Source organism: Maricaulis sp., assembly GCF_048269565.1.
Classification (GTDB): domain Bacteria; phylum Pseudomonadota; class Alphaproteobacteria; order Caulobacterales; family Maricaulaceae; genus Maricaulis.
On sequence record NZ_JBLXIK010000004.1, the window covers coordinates 68,319 to 85,684 of the forward strand.

Annotated in this window: 21 protein-coding genes and 1 other RNA gene; 9 read left to right on the forward strand and 13 right to left on the reverse strand. The window is 64.1% G+C overall.

Translation table 11 applies throughout. The annotated features are described in order from the left end of the window. The first annotated feature begins 44 nt into the window (after window positions 1-44). Entirely contained in the window at window positions 45-206 is a 162-nt protein-coding gene (locus tag ACN0YL_RS09550) for a hypothetical protein (protein ID WP_417469866.1), read from the forward strand. A 62-nt stretch (window positions 207-268) separates the two neighbouring features. Here ACN0YL_RS09550 and ACN0YL_RS09555 read toward each other — a convergent pair whose 3' ends face one another. After that, window positions 269-1,129: a 50S ribosomal protein L11 methyltransferase gene (locus ACN0YL_RS09555; RefSeq protein WP_417497825.1), complete on the reverse strand. Its 861-nt coding sequence runs from the start codon at window positions 1,127-1,129 to the stop codon at window positions 269-271. Between the two features lie 929 nt (window positions 1,130-2,058). Between ACN0YL_RS09555 and ACN0YL_RS09560 the strand changes: the two genes are divergently transcribed. Beyond that, window positions 2,059-2,847: an HIRAN domain-containing protein gene (locus tag ACN0YL_RS09560; protein ID WP_417497826.1), complete on the forward strand. Its 789-nt coding sequence runs from the start codon at window positions 2,059-2,061 to the stop codon at window positions 2,845-2,847. 62 nt (window positions 2,848-2,909) lie between these two features. Here the strand turns inward: ACN0YL_RS09560 and ACN0YL_RS09565 are convergent, their stop codons facing one another. The 4 genes from ACN0YL_RS09565 to ACN0YL_RS09580 all read right to left on the reverse strand — a co-directional run bounded on the left by ACN0YL_RS09565 (window position 2,910) and on the right by ACN0YL_RS09580 (window position 8,130). Then, a complete protein-coding gene (locus ACN0YL_RS09565) occupies window positions 2,910-5,207 on the reverse strand; it encodes an ATP-dependent helicase (RefSeq protein ID WP_417497827.1) in 2,298 nt (765 codons plus the stop codon). A 139-nt stretch (window positions 5,208-5,346) separates the two neighbouring features. Beyond that, the gene (locus ACN0YL_RS09570) at window positions 5,347-5,697 is read right to left on the reverse strand and encodes a hypothetical protein (protein WP_417497828.1); all 351 of its coding nucleotides are present in this window, start codon (window positions 5,695-5,697) and stop codon (window positions 5,347-5,349) included. 201 nt (window positions 5,698-5,898) lie between these two features. Then, window positions 5,899-6,405, reverse strand: coding sequence for a hypothetical protein (locus tag ACN0YL_RS09575; RefSeq protein ID WP_417491238.1), 507 nt, complete (start codon window positions 6,403-6,405; stop codon window positions 5,899-5,901). Between the two features lie 90 nt (window positions 6,406-6,495). Next, window positions 6,496-8,130, reverse strand: a complete 1,635-nt coding sequence (locus ACN0YL_RS09580) for a chloride channel protein (RefSeq protein WP_417497829.1) — start codon at window positions 8,128-8,130, stop codon at window positions 6,496-6,498. A 107-nt stretch (window positions 8,131-8,237) separates the two neighbouring features. Between ACN0YL_RS09580 and ACN0YL_RS09585 the strand changes: the two genes are divergently transcribed. Further along, a complete protein-coding gene (locus ACN0YL_RS09585) occupies window positions 8,238-8,849 on the forward strand; it encodes a hypothetical protein (RefSeq protein WP_417497830.1) in 612 nt (203 codons plus the stop codon). On the opposite strand, the gene ACN0YL_RS09590 is transcribed toward ACN0YL_RS09585, so the two are convergent. Continuing rightward, complete coding sequence (locus ACN0YL_RS09590) at window positions 8,846-9,064, reverse strand: ribbon-helix-helix domain-containing protein (RefSeq protein ID WP_417497831.1); 219 nt, start codon at window positions 9,062-9,064, stop codon at window positions 8,846-8,848. The genes ACN0YL_RS09585 and ACN0YL_RS09590 overlap by 4 nt on opposite strands. A 73-nt stretch (window positions 9,065-9,137) precedes the next feature. Here ACN0YL_RS09590 and ACN0YL_RS09595 point away from each other — a divergent pair, with 73 nt between their 5' ends. After that, the gene (locus ACN0YL_RS09595) at window positions 9,138-9,485 is read left to right on the forward strand and encodes a hypothetical protein (protein WP_417497832.1); all 348 of its coding nucleotides are present in this window, start codon (window positions 9,138-9,140) and stop codon (window positions 9,483-9,485) included. A 170-nt stretch (window positions 9,486-9,655) separates the two neighbouring features. On the opposite strand, the gene ACN0YL_RS09600 is transcribed toward ACN0YL_RS09595, so the two are convergent. Then, window positions 9,656-9,832: a DUF4169 family protein gene (locus ACN0YL_RS09600; protein WP_417491243.1), complete on the reverse strand. Its 177-nt coding sequence runs from the start codon at window positions 9,830-9,832 to the stop codon at window positions 9,656-9,658. A gap of 2 nt (window positions 9,833-9,834) precedes the next feature. Continuing rightward, complete coding sequence (fumC, locus tag ACN0YL_RS09605) at window positions 9,835-11,229, reverse strand: class II fumarate hydratase (protein WP_417497833.1); 1,395 nt, start codon at window positions 11,227-11,229, stop codon at window positions 9,835-9,837. A 158-nt stretch (window positions 11,230-11,387) separates the two neighbouring features. On the opposite strand from fumC, the gene ACN0YL_RS09610 reads away from it, so the two are divergent. Continuing rightward, window positions 11,388-11,759, forward strand: coding sequence for a RusA family crossover junction endodeoxyribonuclease (locus ACN0YL_RS09610; RefSeq protein ID WP_417469900.1), 372 nt, complete (start codon window positions 11,388-11,390; stop codon window positions 11,757-11,759). Between the two features lie 16 nt (window positions 11,760-11,775). On the opposite strand, the gene ACN0YL_RS09615 is transcribed toward ACN0YL_RS09610, so the two are convergent. The 4 genes from ACN0YL_RS09615 to ssrA form a co-directional block, all read right to left on the reverse strand. Next, window positions 11,776-12,270 (reverse strand): PaaI family thioesterase, encoded by a 495-nt coding sequence (locus ACN0YL_RS09615; protein WP_417491245.1) that lies wholly within the window; start codon window positions 12,268-12,270, stop codon window positions 11,776-11,778. Continuing rightward, the gene (locus ACN0YL_RS09620; RefSeq protein WP_417491246.1) at window positions 12,270-12,746 is read right to left on the reverse strand and encodes an SspB family protein; all 477 of its coding nucleotides are present in this window, start codon (window positions 12,744-12,746) and stop codon (window positions 12,270-12,272) included. Before ACN0YL_RS09620 ends, ACN0YL_RS09615 begins: the two co-directional genes overlap by 1 nt. Before the next feature lie 301 nt (window positions 12,747-13,047). After that, on the reverse strand, window positions 13,048-13,389 hold the full coding sequence (locus ACN0YL_RS09625) for a hypothetical protein (protein ID WP_417497834.1): 342 nt from the start codon (window positions 13,387-13,389) through the stop codon (window positions 13,048-13,050). A 402-nt stretch (window positions 13,390-13,791) separates the two neighbouring features. Next, window positions 13,792-14,150: a transfer-messenger RNA gene (ssrA, locus tag ACN0YL_RS09630) on the reverse strand. A gap of 109 nt (window positions 14,151-14,259) precedes the next feature. On the opposite strand from ssrA, the gene ACN0YL_RS09635 reads away from it, so the two are divergent. Then, complete coding sequence (locus ACN0YL_RS09635; RefSeq protein WP_417497835.1) at window positions 14,260-14,892, forward strand: hypothetical protein; 633 nt, start codon at window positions 14,260-14,262, stop codon at window positions 14,890-14,892. A 96-nt stretch (window positions 14,893-14,988) separates the two neighbouring features. Here ACN0YL_RS09635 and ACN0YL_RS09640 read toward each other — a convergent pair whose 3' ends face one another. After that, window positions 14,989-15,366 (reverse strand): VOC family protein, encoded by a 378-nt coding sequence (locus tag ACN0YL_RS09640; protein WP_417497836.1) that lies wholly within the window; start codon window positions 15,364-15,366, stop codon window positions 14,989-14,991. A gap of 247 nt (window positions 15,367-15,613) precedes the next feature. Between ACN0YL_RS09640 and ACN0YL_RS09645 the strand changes: the two genes are divergently transcribed. The 3 genes from ACN0YL_RS09645 to ACN0YL_RS09655 are packed head-to-tail and all read left to right on the forward strand — an operon-like array spanning window position 15,614 to window position 17,306. Beyond that, window positions 15,614-16,477: a thymidylate synthase gene (locus ACN0YL_RS09645; RefSeq protein ID WP_417497837.1), complete on the forward strand. Its 864-nt coding sequence runs from the start codon at window positions 15,614-15,616 to the stop codon at window positions 16,475-16,477. Next, window positions 16,474-16,794: a phosphoribosyl-ATP pyrophosphohydrolase gene (locus ACN0YL_RS09650; RefSeq protein ID WP_417497838.1), complete on the forward strand. Its 321-nt coding sequence runs from the start codon at window positions 16,474-16,476 to the stop codon at window positions 16,792-16,794. The genes ACN0YL_RS09645 and ACN0YL_RS09650 overlap by 4 nt, the downstream gene beginning before the upstream one ends. Next, on the forward strand, window positions 16,791-17,306 hold the full coding sequence (locus ACN0YL_RS09655; protein WP_417497839.1) for a dihydrofolate reductase: 516 nt from the start codon (window positions 16,791-16,793) through the stop codon (window positions 17,304-17,306). Before ACN0YL_RS09650 ends, ACN0YL_RS09655 begins: the two co-directional genes overlap by 4 nt. The last annotated feature ends 60 nt before the right edge of the window (window positions 17,307-17,366 follow it).

A 17,366-nucleotide genomic window follows, 5' to 3' on the forward strand; every position in this document is an offset into this window, starting at 1 on the left:
GCCAGAAATTGACCGCGCCTGGCGCCAGAAAACGAGAAATTACAATGTATTCGATGATGGATGAAGTCCTGCGCCTCAATGGCTGCGACAGCTTTTCACGCACCCTCGAGCGCTCGCGCGAACGCGCCGGCGTGCGGGTCCGCGCCCGCAATCATGATGTCGATGGCTTCCTGTCGGCCTGTGGTCTCAAGGCCCGCCGCAAATAGGCCTTTGATGTGGCCTTGGTGGGTCCGGATCATCCCCGGATCATCACCGCGTCATCCGCTGATCATCCGCGGGTGGCGACCAGGGTTTCCCAGCCTTCCAGCGGCGTCTGACGGCGCACGTCGAGGCCGGCGGCGCGATAGGCGGCGCTGACCCAGCTCTCCTGTTCGGTCAACAGACCGGACAGGATGACGCGGCCGCCCGGTGCCAGGGCTTTCGCGATTCCCGGTGCCAGATCGACCAGCGGACCGGCGAGGATATTGGCAAAGATCAACTCGAATTCGCGCCCGGCAAGTTTGGGGTGATCGAGGCCTTCGGCGACAAAGCAATCAATGCCCGGCGTGCCGTTCTTGACGCAATTCTCGGCGCTTTCCTCGACCGCTTCCGGATCGATGTCCGAGGCGAGGATCTCGGCGTCGGGCAGCACCTTGGCGGCGGCGATGGCCAGCGCTGCGGTGCCGCAACCGAGGTCGAACACGGTCTTCGGATCGAAGCCGGCATCGAGCATCTCGTCAAAGGCGATCAGGCAGCCGCGCGTGGTGCCGTGATGACCGGTGCCGAAGGCCGGCCCGGCCTCGATCTCGATCCCGATCTGGCCCGGCGCCACCGCCTCGCGGTCATGGGCGCCGAACAGCACGAACCGCCCGGCATCCACCGGCTTGAGCCCCTCAAGCGAGATCCGCACCCAGTCCTCGTCCGGCATCGGCTCGACCGTGATGGCAACATCGCCGGCAAGCCCCGAGGCCGCGCGGAAGGCCGCCTCATCGGGCCGCGCCTGGAACAACACATCCATCCGCGCCGCATCGCCCTCGTCAAACAACAGCCAGGACAGCGCAATCGGCGGATCAATCTCGTCCAGCCGCTCGACGGCATCGCCCAGCGTCCTGAAATCGGCAAAGGCGGTGAGGCGCCAGATGGTGCTCATGGGCTCGTTCCCTGGTGGTTTGGTGGTGGTTTGGACGTTTGTTGTGTGCGTTTCAACTGACTTGTCATTGGGTGAGGCCCATCTACTCCAAAATCGAATTGTCATCCCGGACGGATGCCCCGCGCATGCGGGGCGCAGATCAGGGACCTACCCGTGAGACCAGCTGGAATAGCGGGTAGGTCCAGGCTCTACGCCCGGATCGTTCCCGCGTCCGGGCATCCGGCCGGGATGACAAAGGTTTAGGTTTTTCATAGGCAAGTACTCCATGCCATGCGGCATCGGCGTTTTCGGGCATTGCGGACGATCCATCGGGAAGTCTGCGTTGGTATATTGGTGCATGCGTCCCGGGGGACCGTCCACAACCCGGTGAAGCCCGGCCTTCCGGCCAATTAAGGGCGGTCTGATCAAGACCAACCCGGCGCCACCCGCCTGCCTGTTCCTGTGCACCGGTCGGGGCGAAGCGTGGGGGTATTATGGGTGCGCTTGGCGGGGGCGGGGACAAGTGGCGGCGGTGGCGGGGGAAGGGGTTGTTGCGGCAGGTGATTTTGTGATGGAGGGCGGGGACAGCCACCACCCTTCCTTCTCCGTGAGGAGAAGGTGCCCGAAGGGCGGATGAGGCGGGCAAGATCGCCGGTCGGCGATTGGGCGGGAGTGGCGCCAGTCCTGACCCGTCCACAAGCCCCGCCTCACCCCCGGCTCCGCCGGATCCTCTCCTCACGGCAAGGGAGCAGCAAAGGTTTTTTTGAATTGGGTCATTCCGAGGGGGTGTACCTCCAGAGCGCGCTGGCTATTGGCCCGTGCAATGATGTGGGCCGCGAGTTGTTTTCAAAATTGGGCCAAGTGAGCTAATTTCCTGCAGGCTGAAGGGCTGGTCCTCTGGCTCCTCTCGGAGAATTGTCCGGGAGGATGGTTTGGGAAGGGAGTCGCCAGTGGGACTGTTTAGCTGGCTTCTTGGACATAAATCTGCCTTTCAGAACGAGGCAGCCACAAGTCGGAGAGGCTCCGCCGCTATCGGAAAGATCAACTGGAGAAGTGGCAGTTATCCTATGGAAGCCGTAGGGGAGGCTTATTACCAAGATAAGCTTGAATCCATCTGCGGTGGCTTCAGTCGCCAAGGCCAGGACTTGGAGGTTGAAGCGGAGTTGCTGCGGGAACCAGCAAATCCACATGACCGAAATGCTGTGGCCATCCGAATCGGAGGATCGACCGTCGCTTATCTGCCCAGAGCGCAGGCGAAACGAGTCGGCACTCAAATGACGGAAGACGGTATCAATCGAGTCGCTTGCGATGTGAAAATTGTAGGAGGTTGGCGGACGAACCAGCATGATAAGGGGAATTTTGGTGTTCGGCTTGCGATCCCCAACCACGGATGGATTGACTTTGGTGTGGGCAAAGCCAAACCACATATCAGCCGCCAAAATCAGGCGCCGACTTCAAAAGCTAATCGCCCTGCGCCGGCTTCCGAGGGCCCACTGGTCGGGGAGTGTATTGTAATTTGGGGGGCGCCCCCCGACGGTGTCCTAGAAAAAGAGCTTGCCGGACTGGGAGCGAGAATCATGGCCGGCTTGGGGAAATCTACCACCAAGCTCATTTGGGTTGGGGATGAACTAACCATTGGGATGCGTCGCAGTGCGATCTACAAAAAGGCGCAGGCGCAGATTTCCGGCGGATCAAGACTTGAAATCATTTCGCTGAAGGAGCTGCGCGCCCGCATCTGAAAGCTTCCTGTATCGGGCAACCCACGACGAAGTGCACGGTTTCCCCTTGGCTCCGCCGCCCCCTACGGCAGCTCCCGCACAAAACTCTCCACCACCTTCTTCACCCCGGCCTTGTCGAACGCGACGGTAAGCTTGGACCCGTCCGCCGTCTTGATGCGGCCGTAGCCGAACTTCTCGTGGAACACGCGGTCGCCGGCTTTCCATTTGCCGCTGCCGGGGCCGACGGGGCCGCTTTCGATCAGGTTGGCCTTGGCGTTGATGGTGGGCGGGGCGGATTTGCGGTTTTCCTGGGCTGAGGCCTGGTAGCGTTTCCAGCCGGGGCTGGAATAGCTCGACGCCATCGGATCGGCGGTCTGGCGGACGTTTTCGAAGCCGGGGCCGCCGCCTTCATAATAGCCGGTCTCGGATCTGGCCTCGACATGGTCGTGCGGCAGCTCGTCGATGAAGCGTGAGGGCAGGACGCTCTGCCAGCGGCCATAGATCATGCGGTTGGCGGTGAAGGTGATGATGGCGCGTTCGCGGGCGCGTGTGATGCCGACATAGGCGAGGCGGCGTTCTTCCTCGAGGGATTTGGTGCCGCCTTCATCGAGCGAGCGCTGCGAAGGGAAGACGGTCTCTTCCCAGCCGGGCAGGAAGACGAGGGGGAATTCCAGGCCCTTGGCGCCGTGCAGCGTCATCAGCGAGACCTCGTCCTCGCTCACCGCGCGATCGGCATCGGTGACGAGGGCGACGTGTTCGAGATAGGCTTCGAGCGTGTCCCATTCGGCCATCGAGGAGACCAGTTCCTTGAGGTTTTCCAGCCGGCCGGCGGCCTGGGGCGTCTTGTCCTCGCGCCACATGGCGGTGTAGCCGCTCTCGTCGAGGATGATCTCGGCCATCTCGTTGAGCGGGCTGGTTTCGGACAGATCGCGCCAGCGCGCCAGATCGCGCAGGAAGACCTGCAGGCTGGTGCGCGCCTTGCCGCGGATCTCGTCGGTGCCGACCATGATCCGCGTCGCCTCGGTCATCGGCACCTGCAGCTCGCGCGCCAGCATGGCGATCTTCTGGACGCTGGTCTCGCCAATGCCGCGCTTGGGCGTGTTGACGATCCGTTCGAAGGCGAGATCATCTTCCGGCGAGCGCACGAGACGCAAATAGGCGTGGGCATCGCGCACTTCGGCGCGTTCGAAGAAGCGCGGGCCGCCGATCACCTTGTAGGGCAGGCCGAGCATGATGAAGCGCTCTTCAAAGGCGCGCATCTGCCAGGAGGCGCGCACCAGGATGGCGATATCGGCATAGGAGCGACCGGACGAGACCCAGTTCTCGCATTCCTCGGCGACAAAACGCGCTTCCGCCTCGCCATCCCACAGGCCGCGCACCTGGACTTTCTCGCCGCCTTCCTCATCGGTCCACAGCGTTTTGCCGAGCCGGTCGCGATTGGCGGAGATCAGGCCGGAGGCGGCGCCGAGAATGTGTTCGGTCGAGCGGTAATTGCGTTCCAGCCGCACCACGGTGGCGCCGGGGAAATCCTTGTCGAAGCGCAGGATATTGTCGACCTCGGCGCCGCGCCAGCCATAGATGGACTGGTCGTCATCGCCGACGCAGCACAGGTTTCCGGTGCCGCGTGCGAGCAGGCGCAGCCACATATACTGGGCGACGTTTGTATCCTGATACTCGTCGACCAGAAGATAGCGGAATTTGCGGTGGTAGTCGGCGAGCACGTCCGGATTGTCTTTCAGGATGTGCAAGGTGTGCAGCAGGAGATCGCCGAAATCGCAGCAATTGAGCACTTTCAGTCGCGCCTGGTACAGGGCGTAGAGATCTTTGCCGCGGCCTTCGGCGAAGGCGTATTTGTCTTCCTCGCCGAGCTGGTCCGGCATCAGGCCGCGATTTTTCCAGCCATCGATCACCGAGGCGAGATGGCGCGGCGTCCAGCGCTTTTCGTCAATGCCCTCGGCCTGGATGATCTGTTTCATCAGCCGCAGCTGGTCATCGGTATCGATAATGGTGAAGCTTGATTTCAGGCCGACCAGTTCGGCATGGCGGCGCAGGATCTGGGCCGAGACCGAGTGGAAAGTGCCCATCCAAGGCACGCCCTCGACGGCTTCGCCGATGATCTTGCCGACGCGCTCCTTCATCTCGCGCGCCGCCTTGTTGGTGAAGGTGACGGCGAGGATTTCCCACGGCCGTGCCCGGCCGGTGGCGAGGATGTGGGCGAGGCGGGTGGTGAGCACGCGGGTCTTGCCGGTGCCGGCGCCGGCGAGCACCAGCACGGCCCCGTCGAGCGCCTCGACGGCCTGGCGCTGCTCGGCATTGAGCCCTTCGAGATAGGGCGAGGGCGGCGCCGGGCGCGCCATGTCGGAAATGGAGAGCGAAGTCATGCCAGCCTGTCGATAGCGAGTCGGTTCAATCGCCTAGTCTGGACTGAATGACGCGCAATCCCAAGCCGGGGATGTGCAATTGTTCGTTTTTTGTTCGCATTCGCCGGCCGCCCCGACGCAGTGCCGGCCGCGATTGGCCCTAATTGGTCGTGTAATCGCCGATCGCCGCCGGCGTGGTGGCGAGAAAGGCGAGGAATTCATCGCTGATCTCGCCATTGGAGCGGCGGATATCCTCGGCGAACCCGGTCAGGCGCGAGAGGAAATTCCGCCGCGCGAGAATGGCCTGGTGGCTGGCGGCCGGATCGGCATCATGGGCCTCGACCCGGCTCTCGCAGCACGTCATCAGGTCATTGACCAGCCACAATACGGCGGGGCCGTCTGTCTCGCCATCACGCGCCTCGTAGAGTTCGGCGATAATTTCCCGAACTTCCTCAACCGGGCAGGGATGCGGCTGGTGCGGCGTCGGGGGTACCAGTGTCAGGCGAGGCATAATGGAAATCTCTTTATTCGTGGATCGAAATATCACTGGAATAATTGATGGCTTTGAGCGTTAACCCTACTCATACAATATGAAATTGCGTGTGTCTGTTGTCACGGCAACCGGATTTTTTGCGCCGGAGCGGCGCCCGATGACCCGGTGGTGGCCTTGACATCTGCCGGACTGGGGTTCCGCAGGGAGGCCGGCCTCGTTCTAGCCGAACAGGGCGTCGACGCCGGCCTGGACGCTTTCATCGTGATAATCGTCCTCGCCCTCGACCTGGCCATGAATGGCGCCCGAGGCGGCGGCGATCAGCGGCTTGATGCTGTCGGTGGCGAGCCGGGCGACGGCGTCGCAGGCGGCGCTGCCGGTCTGTTCGCGCAGCATGTCCTGCGCCCGGGCAACCTCGGCCTCGATCTGCAGTACCAGCGTTACCAGATGCGCCCGGACATGGCGCGGTGCGGCGGCGTAGGCGCGCACGGCGAGGTCCTTGTCCTTGAAGCTGGAATTGGTGAAATGCCCGGCATAATCGGCCGGGGCCCAGTCGAGCACGTCCTCGGCGCAATCGGGCATGTCGGGCAGCATTTCCATCAGCATCATCACTTCGTTGAAGTGATTGAGATAGTCGGTCGCCAGACCGGTTGCGGGATTGATATTGGCAGCACGCAGGGCGTCAGGGCTGAGTTCGCCCTGGCCCAGAACCGGAATTTCCCCCGTCATTTCGTGCGGCTGTGCATCCATCCGCCCGGTGATAGCCCAACAATCTTTCCAGACGGATAATCAGCTGACGCGAATTCGCGCTTTCTGCAATCAGCGATGTTCCTCTTCGCTGATCTCGGCGAGGCGGCGGGCATAGGCGGCCTGGGCGTCGGCCTTGGTGACCCAGCCGATAACGGGCTGGTCACCGACGCGGCTGCGCACCGGGGCGCCGTCCATCTGTTCCGCATCGAGCAGGCCCATCGCCTTGCCCAGCGTGTCGTCCTCATAGAGGCAGGTCTCGATCACCAGTTCCGATTTGCCCCACTGATCCAGCGAGAGCATGAAATCGCGCACCCGTACCGTCTGCAGCACCAGGCGGCTGGACCCGCCGGAAATATCATAGCCGCGCCCCATCACCTGGCGCTGGAACAGCGAGCCGCCGAGCGCCGACTGGGTCAGGATCGTCGCCAGCGAGACCGAGACCAGCACTGCCACCGAAGCCTCATAGCTGGAGGTGAGCTCGAACACGATCAGCGTCGTGGAAAGCGGCGCGCCGAGCACGGCACCGGCGACCGCGCCCATGCCGATCACCGCGAAGAAACCGGCCCCGGCGGTGGCGTCGCCGAACAGCGTCACCATCACCAGGCCGAAGGCCGAACCCAGCATGGCGCCGAGATAGATCGAGGGCGAGAATACGCCGCCGGCGAAGCGGAAGGAGAGGGTGATGGTGGTCGCGATCACCTTCAGCGCGATCAGCAGCAACAGGAAGGCGAGCGGATAGACCACGTTCAGGGCGTTGGACGTCGCCTCATAGCCGACGCCGAGAATCTCCGGTGCGACCAGCGCAATCAGGCCGACCAGCAGTCCGCCGGGCACCGGCAGCATCCAGTGGGGAAAGCCGATCCTGTCGGCCCAGCCAGTGACGATGGCGGGCCCGTGCAGCATGCCGCGATCAAACACCACCGCCAGGCCGGCCGCAGCAATGCCGAGCACGGCGGCGGCGGGATAATCCCACAGTCCGACCGGGGCGATCGGCAAATGCCCGAACACCGGATCCTCGCCGAGATGGTGGCGCAGGATCAGCGCGCCGACGACGCTGGCGACCGCGACCGGCGCGATCGAGCGCAGGGCGTAATGGCCGAGCACGACCTCAAAGGCGAACAGGGCACCGGCGACCGGGGCGTTGAAACTGGCCGAGACCGCGGCGGCGGCGCCGCAGGCGAGCAGGATGCGGCTGGCGCGGGCGGGCATGTCGAGCCAGGCGGCCAGCGCGGACCCCATTGTGCCGCCCAGATGCACCGCCGGGCCCTCGCGTCCGGCACTGGCGCCGCCGCCGAGCGAGATCGCCGACAACAGGGCCGAATACAGGCCGGAGCGGAGCTCCACCTTGCCGCCCTTGACGGCGCGCGCCTCGAGCACGTCGGCGACGGCCTTGCCATAGGGCTCGGTCATCAGGCCCAGGCGCAGGCCGAGATAATATAGCGAGGCGATCACGATGCCGGTGGCGAGCGGGATCAGGATCAGGCGCAGATAGGACAGGGTCGCCGCCTGGCTGGCCAGGTTCTCCTCGGTGACGCCAAAGGCGGTCTGCTCGAAAAAGCTGATGCCCAGCCGCAGTCCGATGGTCGCATAGCCCGCGACCAGGCCGACGAGGATGCCCAGCACCCAGAGCACGGGGCCGCGGCCCTCGCGGATCGAACGGGCGAGGAAGTCGAGGCCGGAGGCTTTGGGGTTCGCGTTTGACACGGGAGCGATTTGCCGTGCTCCGGCCGTCAGGGTCAAGGGCCGGCAATGATGCGGGCTGGCTTCGGGGCGCGCTTTGCGTCTAGGGTGAGGTGAAAACAGGAGATCCCATGCGCCAGTCGATTTCACTCAGCCTTGTCAGCGCCCTGGCGCTCGCCGGCTTCACCGCGCTGCCCGCCTTCGCCCAGGCCAATGACAGCGCCTATGTCCGCGTCCAGGACAATTGTACCCACCGTCAGGCCGAGGACGAGCCGGTCTTTTATGCCGACTGCGCCGGCTATGGGGACTGGACGGTGCATATCGTCGCCGGCGAACACGGCGCTGCGGTCGCCTATTCAGATCGCGGTATCGAGGCGCAATGGCGCCAGGGCCCGCCGCGCTCGGGTGTGTTCCAGGATCTCGGTGAGGTGATGGAATGGCGCCTGACCCCGTCGGGCGAGGCTTTTGCGACGATCTACCGCTCGATCTTCACCGGTTTCGAGCCCGGCGATGGCGGCCAGTATCTCACCGTTTCGGCCTTGCGCCCCGATGGCGAGCCGGGCGCCTGCCATGTCGCCTATGTCGAGGCGGCGCAGCAGCCCGGTGCCAACCAGATCGCGCGCGATGTTGCCGATTATCTCGCCGCCGGCTGGCAGTGCGGCGTCGATGAGCCGGTCGTGTTTGATCTCGACTCCGAAATGGATGTTCTCACCGTCGCCGCCCAGCGCCGGCCCGGGCACTAGCTGTCCGACAGCCCTTGCGCCCGTCTCAGGGCCCAGACCCGCATCGAGGAGGCGAGCGGTTCCAGACCGCGCGCTTCGTCGATCTGCGCGATCAGTCCGGCCAGCGACAGGCCCTCGGCGCGGATCGCCGCATCGATCACGGCCCAGAATTCCGGCTCCAGCGACAGGGAGGTGCGGTGACCGGCAAGCGAGACTGAGCGTTTGATCAGGGGCATGGCGGCAGCATCGTCCAGCCCGCTCCGGCAGGCAAGCGGGCCATGTGCAGTGCCAGCTGCTGAATGCCGCCGCATGGTTACCAATCGGCAGCTTTTGTCCGGCAGGTTCACCACCATGCGCAAATGGAGCTCCCCCCTGCCGTTTACGGCGATGAGTGAACGCCGGGTCCCCGACCGGCCGGGCGTCTACGTCCTGCTGCGTGACGAGTCGGACCCGTCTTCCGTGCTCAAGATCGCCTCCTCGCGCTCCCTGCGCGGCGCCTTCAGCCAGATCCGCCTCGAGCCGGAGGCCAACTGGCCGGTCCGGCCGGCGGCCTTCCTGTATTTCGAAAGTCTGAGCGAATCGGAAGAAGCCACCCGCTTCCTCGCCGAATACCGCGACCGCCGCGGGACAAGGCCGATGTATAATTCGGGGTTTTAGGGGGCGTTGGTTGAGTTTTGCGATCTGCACCAGCTCCGCCCCCTTCGGGGGCACCTCTTCCATCAAGGAAGAGGAGGGCGATAATCGCGAACGTCCGGCCTGGCTCCTCCTCTTCCTTGATGGAAGAGGTGGCGGCGCAGCCGTCGGAGCTGGTGAGGATCACAAGGTGATCAGCTCTCCAGCTTCTTCCCGTCCAGCTCACGCGCCGCTTTCTCCGCCCGCGCCTTGGCCAGATCGGTCACGGCCTTGGGCTGGCCGTGCAGCAGCCGGTTGGCTTCGGCCTTCTTCGCCTTTTCCAGGCGCGCCTTGCGTTTGCGCGCCTGTTTGAGATTGACCGGCTTGCCCATCGCTAGTCCTTCGGCCCCAGCATATTCTCCGGCTTCACGATGGCGTCGAACTGTTCCGCCGTCACGAAGCCGAGCTTGACGGCTTCTTCGCGCAGGGTGGTGCCGTTCTTGTGGGCGGTCTTGGCGACGATGGTGGCGTTGTCATAGCCGATGGTGGAATTGAGCGCGGTCACCAGCATCAGCGAGCGGTTCATCAGCAGGGCGATATTGTCCTCGCGCGCCTTGATGCCGACAATGCAGCGTTCGGTGAAGCTGTCGGCGGCATCGGCCAGCAAGCGGATCGACTGCAGCACGTTGAAGATGATCACCGGCTTGTAGACATTGAGCTCCATATGGCCCTGGCTGCCGGCCATCGAGACGGTGGTGTTATTGCCCATCACCTGGGTGCAGACCATGGTCAGCGCCTCGCACTGGGTCGGATTGACCTTGCCCGGCATGATCGAGGAGCCCGGCTCGTTTTCCGGCAGGGCGAGCTCGCCGAGACCGGAGCGGGGGCCCGAGCCCAGGAGGCGGATATCATTGGCGATCTTGAACAGCGAGACGGCGACGGAATTGAGCGTGCCATGCGCCTCGACCAGCCCGTCCTTGGTCGCCAGCGCCTCGAACTTGTTGGGGGCGGTGATGAAGGGGATTTTGGTGAAGGCGGCGGCTTCCTCGGCGAAGGCCTCGGCGAAACCGATCTTGGTGTTCAGCCCGGTGCCGACGGCGGTGCCGCCCTGGGCCAGTTCGCACAGGGCCGGCAGGGCGCTTTCCACGCGGCGGATCGAATTGGCGACCATCGCGGTATAGCCGGAGAACTCCTGGCCCAGCGTCAGCGGCGTGGCGTCCTGCAGATGGGTTCGGCCGATCTTGATGATGGATTTGAAGGCCTGCGACTTGTCGTTGAGGGCGGCCTGCAGCTTTTGCAGCGCCGGGATCAGCCGGTGGGTGATCTCTTCGGCAGCGGCGATATGCATCGCGGTCGGGAAGGTGTCGTTCGAGGATTGCGAACGATTGACGTGATCATTCGGGTGCACCGGATCCTTCGAGCCGACCTCGCCGCCGAGGATCTGGATGGCGCGATTGGAGACAACCTCATTGGTATTCATGTTCGACTGCGTGCCCGAACCGGTCTGCCAGACGGAAAGCGGGAAATGATCGTCCAGCTTGCCCTCGGCGACTTCCAGCGCCGCCCGGGCGATGGCGTCGGCCAGTCTTGGCTCGAGATTGTCGAGGCGTTGATTGGCGTGTGCGGCGCTGTATTTGACGATACCCAGCGCGCGGATCAGCGGTTTCGGCATGGTTTCGGTGCCGATCGGGAAATTGATCAGCGAGCGCGCGGTCTGCGCCCCCCAGAGCTTGTCGCCTGGGACTTCAAGCGGGCCAAAGCTGTCGGTTTCGGTGCGGGTCTCGCGCATGAGGGGAAGCTCCTTGCGGCGCGCGTGGCGCCGGACGAAGATGGTGGACGAATAGTCGGACGTGTATCACTCACAGATGACGGATCAAGACGATGATGCGCATCGCCGTGGGGGCACAGCGTTTCTTCACTCGGGAATCAGGGACGAATATAGCTTTCATGTCCGGTGACGAACTCAATTTGCGCGTCGATGCGCCGACCACGCAGACGCGACGCTTCAAGGCGTTGATCGGTGAATTCTTCCGCCATGAATTCAAGCGCGCCGAGCCGAGCGGCCGCAGCTATGAAGTCGATATCCGCATCGAGCGGCCCGGCGATGGCGGTGATGGCGATGTCGACTGTGTCGCCAGGGCGGTGCTCGATGCGCTGACCGGGGTTGTGTTTCGCGATGGCAGCCTGATCGACCGCCTGCTGGTGTCCAAGCATGCCGGTGACCATGCGCGGGTGAGCGTGACCGCGCGTCCACTGCCATGCCCGCCGGTGATCGCACCGCCCCTGGCCGTGCGCCAGCGCGTGCTTGAGGACGCGTGAGGCCGGACTTTTCCGTCTAGAGCTTGTCGCGCAGGGCCCGGGGACGCCGCACCTGGCAGGTTGCCGTGCCCTTGGCGGCCACGACATCGTCGCCGGTCCAGATCGTGCCTTCCATGAAAGCGACATTGCGTCCGACGCGCAGGGCCTGGCCGCGGGCGCGGCAGCGGGCCAGCGGCAGCGGTGCCAGGAAGCTGGTTTTCATTTCCAGGGTTGGCACACCGACCGTGAAGCGCTGATGCACCAGCACCGCCAGTGACATCACCTCGTCGAGCATGGCGCACATCATGCCGCCCTGCACGCCGCCACGCAGATTGGAGACCTGGGGCGAGGGGTTGAATTCGGCCTCGAGCCAGCCCTCATCGATCGAGAAGTCGAGCAGGCGAAACCCCAGCAGGGTCGCGGCGTGCTCGAGCTGGGCCATATTGGTGAGGCGGTCGCGAATCTGTGCCGCATCGAGCCGGTTGACCGGCCCGTCGCTGAGATCGGGTGCGACCGGACGCTGGCCCGGCATCACTTCTTGCGGAAGCTGTCGAGGCTGACAACCTGGCCGGCCTCGCCATCGGCCGGAGCCGGCTTGGCGCCGGGCTTGGCCGGTGAGTCGCCTTCGGAGGCCCCGTCGCCGCCCGTAAGCGAAGGCTCGAACTGGAGGTGAAAGCCGACGCTGGGGTCATGGAAACGCGAGACCGCCGAATAGGGCATCTTGATATATTTCGGCACGCCGCCGAATTTCAGCGTCACTTCAAACCCGGTATCGGTGACCTCGAGATCCCAGAACTGGTGTTCCAGCACGATTGTCATCTCGTCGGGATACTTCTCCAGCAGCGACGGATCGAGGTCGACACCGGGCGCGCGGGTGCGGAAGGTGATGTAGAAATGGTGCGGGCCAGGCAAGCCTTGCGGCATGGCCGCACGCAGCAGGGCCTGACGGACCACGCCGCGCAGCGCCTCTTGCGCCATCAAGTCGTAGCGCATCAGATCCTTGGCCATGAACATCCCCGTTTTTCCCTTGTCACAAGCGTATCGCACGCCGTGAACAGGTCAACGCATTCTGGTCGTTCTACTGCACAAGACGTCGGGGAGGTTGAGGGGCGGGCTGGCGCTAGCGCGCCAAGCATCCGTCGCATATTGCTCCACGCGCAAAAAAAAGCCCCCGCCCGAAGCAGGGGCCCTCATATCTTGTCCGTCGCTTCGGCTTATCATGTGCCGAGCTCTGCGAAAGCGCCGCTGGCCAAGGCTTCACACGCAGGATTAAGCCACCAGGCGCAATGCATCGGCCAGGCTTCTGGTCTTATGCGGCAGGGCAGTTGGTGCGGAGCGCACGTTCGAGCGCCAGAACCTCGCCCTTTACCTGGGCGAGTTCGCCGGAGCGATCGGCGCCGAATACGGAGCCAAGCGGGAGCAAGAACAGGAAAACGGCAGCGGCATCGGCGGTAGCCGCATTGTTTTGCTGGCGAGTGAGCGCGTTCTCACTGTCACGTGCAAGCTGCAGTTCGGCGCGATTTTCTTCGCAGCTCATGCCGGAGTACTCGTTCGCCGAGATTGACATAGGCGCAATTGACCCGGCGCGGCTTGCGCAGCCGGACACTGCCAGCGCCATGGCGAGCGCTGTGATTACTGCTGTCGTTTTCATTGGATGTCCCCTTGGTGTTGAGGCCTCATTCAATGCAAGATTGTTCGAGAGTCAACTCGCTTGAGTAGTGAATACAAAATGCCGCAACTAAGAATTCTGGCGCGCGTCTTGAGGTGTTTCACGAAAGCGAAGAGCCACAATCGGGTCCAGAACCGTGTGCAATCCGGCGCGGGATCTCGCCGCTGGCGCTAGCGCGCGCCCAGCCAGATCAACCCGATCGATATCGCGGTCAGCCCGGCCGCATAGCCGGTAATCAGCACGGGCAGGCGCGCGGCGGTGCCCATCCAGCTCGAGCCATAAAAGCCGCGCTCTTGCGCCGCGCGGACGAACCCCGTCTGCCCCGTGGCCGGGGTCGTGCGTCAAGCGCGGGCCAGAGCGGCAAGCGTTATCAATAAAGGGAAAAGTGGAGGCTTCTGTTGCCAGGTGCCTCCGGACCCCGCCTGGGCGTGCGAACACCCAGGAGTTCATGTCGAAGTTAGACGCGCTGACTAGGCAGCGAGACGGACTTCTTCAGCAAAGTTGTCATTGGCAACTTTAAGAATGAGCCTGTATCGGGCCTCACCCGGGCAAAAGCAGTCTCCTTTACCCATCCGTCGATCCTGTTTCGGCCCCATATTCGCTTGCCAATACAAGCGGAAGGTAATGGTGGAGCCGCCGGGTACTGCCCCCGGGTCCGGTCTGGTTATTACGAGCGCGTTTATCGCCATAGTCAGCAAGCTGACATGAGGAATATAGGTGATTGCTGACCCGGTTTAAAGGGCGGTCGGCTGTGTGCCTGGCCGATGAGGTCTTGCAAGGGCGGTTGGCCGCCCTAATCTGCGGGCAGAAATCGTCGCAGCGGGGGGGAATCCAATGGCGAGAATAGGGAAATTGAGCCGGCGCTCATTTCTGGCACGTGTGGCCGGCGGTGTTGCCGTCACCGGTGCCCTGGGCGCGGTCAACGGCGCCGCATCGGCGCAGGCCTATACCGGCCTCTCTGACACCGACGGCGGCGTCAATGCCGATCCGGGCGGCTATGGGCGCGGTGGCCGCAGCGTCTCCGACAGTGATAGCGGTGCCAATGCCGATCCGGCAGGGCAGGGCCGCGGCAGTCGCGGGCAGGCCTCCTCCGGAGTGACGGACAATGATAGCGGCGCCCGCGCCGATCCGGCGGGACAGGGGCGCGGCACAGGCCGTCAGGCCTCCTCCGGGGTGACGGACAATGATAGCGGCCGTTCGGCCGATCCGGTCGGCAATGGCCGTTCGGGCCGCACACAGCCTGCCAACGCGGCGCCGGCCTCAAACCCTGCGCCCGCTTCAAACCCGGCACCGGCTGCCAGCCCGGCACCGGCCGCCAACCCGGATGCCGAACAAGCCGCCGCCCGGGCTGCGGAGAACGCCAGGATCCAGGCGGAAAACGCCCGCATTGAAGCAGAAAACCGTCAAATCGAGGCCATGCGCCAGGAGCAGGAGCGCCTGCAACGGGAATTGCAGAGCCTGGGAGGCGGCGAGCCGAACCGCTGATCGCCAGCTGGCCCGGGGCGCCCATGAGAGCCGCCGGCCATGCGAAACGGGACATGCGCCTGCCGCTTCCGGTCAGGCGCATGTCCCGGCCTCTGCCTACTCGCCGAACGACATGTGAAAGACGTTCAACTTGTTGCCGTCCGGATCGCGGAAATAGCCGGCGTAGAAGCTGTCGCCGCGCGGGCCGGCGGGGCCTTCGTCCTGGGCGCCAAGCGAGAGGGCGAGGGCGTAGACCTTGTCGACCTGTTCCTTGCTGTCGGCCTCGAAGGCGGCCATGACGCCATTGCCGACGGTGGCGGGCTTGCCATCGAAGGGTTTGGTCAGGCCGATGCCAGCGCCGCCGCCGGGCTTGCCCCAGGCGATGAAAGTGTCGGATTCCATCATCCGGCTAACGCCGAATTCGGCGCAGATCTTGTCGTAAAACGCGGCGGCGCGCTGCAAGTCATTGGATCCCAAAGTGACATAGCCAAGCATTTTTGTTTCTCCCTCAAAGACAATATCGTTCCGTTTATGTTCCGGTTCCGCAAGCTAGCGCATGTAGTGGCCAAGGCAAGCGAAATCTGACCGGCTTGCACGCGATCGTGATTGCGCCCGCACGCCGCTGCGGCCGGAATTCCGGGAGCCGGATCGAGGAAACGTGTGGATCATTCTGACGTCGACGGTCCGGTTGCGGCGAATCGGATGTAGAGTGGCTGATCACGTGACGCAGGGGAGAAACGCGATGGCCGAGACAGCCGTTCTTGAGCCCGGACTTGTTGCCGGCAGCGCTGCCGCGACCGGATCGGCGGCCGAGGCCGCCTATCTCGATCTGCTGCGCGACATTCTCCTCAATGGCACCCGGCAGGACGACCGCACCGGCGTGGGCACGCGCTCGGTGTTCGGGCGGCAATTGCGCTGTGATCTCTCCGAAGGCTTTCCGCTGCTGACGACCAAGAAGGTGCATTTCAAGTCGATCGCGATCGAATTGCTCTGGTTCCTGCGCGGCGAGACCAATGTGCGCTGGCTGCAGGAGCGTGGCGTCAAGATCTGGGATGAATGGGCCGATGCCGATGGCGAGCTCGGCCCCGTCTATGGCAAGCAGTGGCGCCGCTGGGCCGGGCCCGATGGCACCGAGATCGACCAGCTCTCCAACCTGCTCGAGCAGATCCGCAGCAATCCGGCCTCGCGGCGGCTGATCGTCTCGGGCTGGAACCCGGTCGATGTGCCCTCGATGGCGCTGCCGCCCTGCCACACGCTGTATCAATTCAATGTCGCCGACGGGAAGCTGAGCTGCCAGCTCTATCAGCGCTCGGCCGACATGTTCCTCGGCGTGCCCTTCAATATCGCGTCCTACGCCCTGCTGACGACGATGGTGGCCAAGGTGTGCGGGCTGGAGCCGGGCGAATATATCCACACGTTTGGCGACGCCCATATCTATTCCAATCATATGGACCAGGTCGCCGAGCAGCTTTCCCGCACGCCGCGCCGGCTGCCGCGCCTGCGGCTCAATGATGATGCCAATGACCTCTTCGCCTTCGAGTATGAGGACATCATGCTGGAGGATTATGATCCGCATCCGGCGATCAAGGCGCCGGTCGCGGTATGAGCGGCCGGCTTGGTGAGCTGGGCGCGCGCATCGCGCAGGTCTCGGACATCTATGCGAAGAATTACGGCATTGACCGCTCCGGCGACTGGTATCTGCTCAAGCTGCAGGAAGAGCTTGGCGAATTGACACAGGCCTATCTCGACGTCACCGGTCGCAGCCGCCGCGCCAGCGATGCGGCGGCGCGTCGCCAGATGGCACTGGAAATGGCCGATGTGCTCGGCATGCTGCTCCTGCTGGCGCGCGATGAAGGCGTCGATCTCGATGCCGCCGTACAGGAGAAATGGCTCAGCTGGCTCGAGCGGGAGGATGCGGAATGACCCAGCCCCGCATCTGCCTGATCGTGGCGCGCGGCCGCAATGGCGTCATCGGCAGCGATGGTGACCTGCCCTGGCGGCTCAGTTCCGACCTCAAGCATTTCAAGGCTGTCACCAGTGGCAAGCCGATCATCATGGGCCGCAAGACCTGGGACAGCCTGCCCAGGCGGCCGCTGCCGGGCCGGCTGAATATCGTGGTGACGCGCCAGACGGATTTCGTCGCCGAGGGCAGCCAGGTGGCGGGGGATCTCACTGCGGCCCTGGCCCACGCCCTGGCACAGGCGCATATGGACGGGGTCGACGAGGTCTTCGTGATCGGCGGGGCGCAGATTTACGCCGCCGCGCTCGACCATGCCCACCGGCTCTATATCACCGAGGTCGATGCCGAACCGGACGGCGATGTCCTCTTCCCGGCGATTGACGCCGCCGGCTGGGCCGAGGCCAGCCGGACGGTCTGTGATGCCGGGCCGGGCGATGATCACGGCTTTGTCTGCCGGGTCTTGGAACGCGTCTGATTCCCGCTACGGGGATTGGAAGCCTGCGCGTCCCCCCCGATAAACCTTGAACCTTTGCCC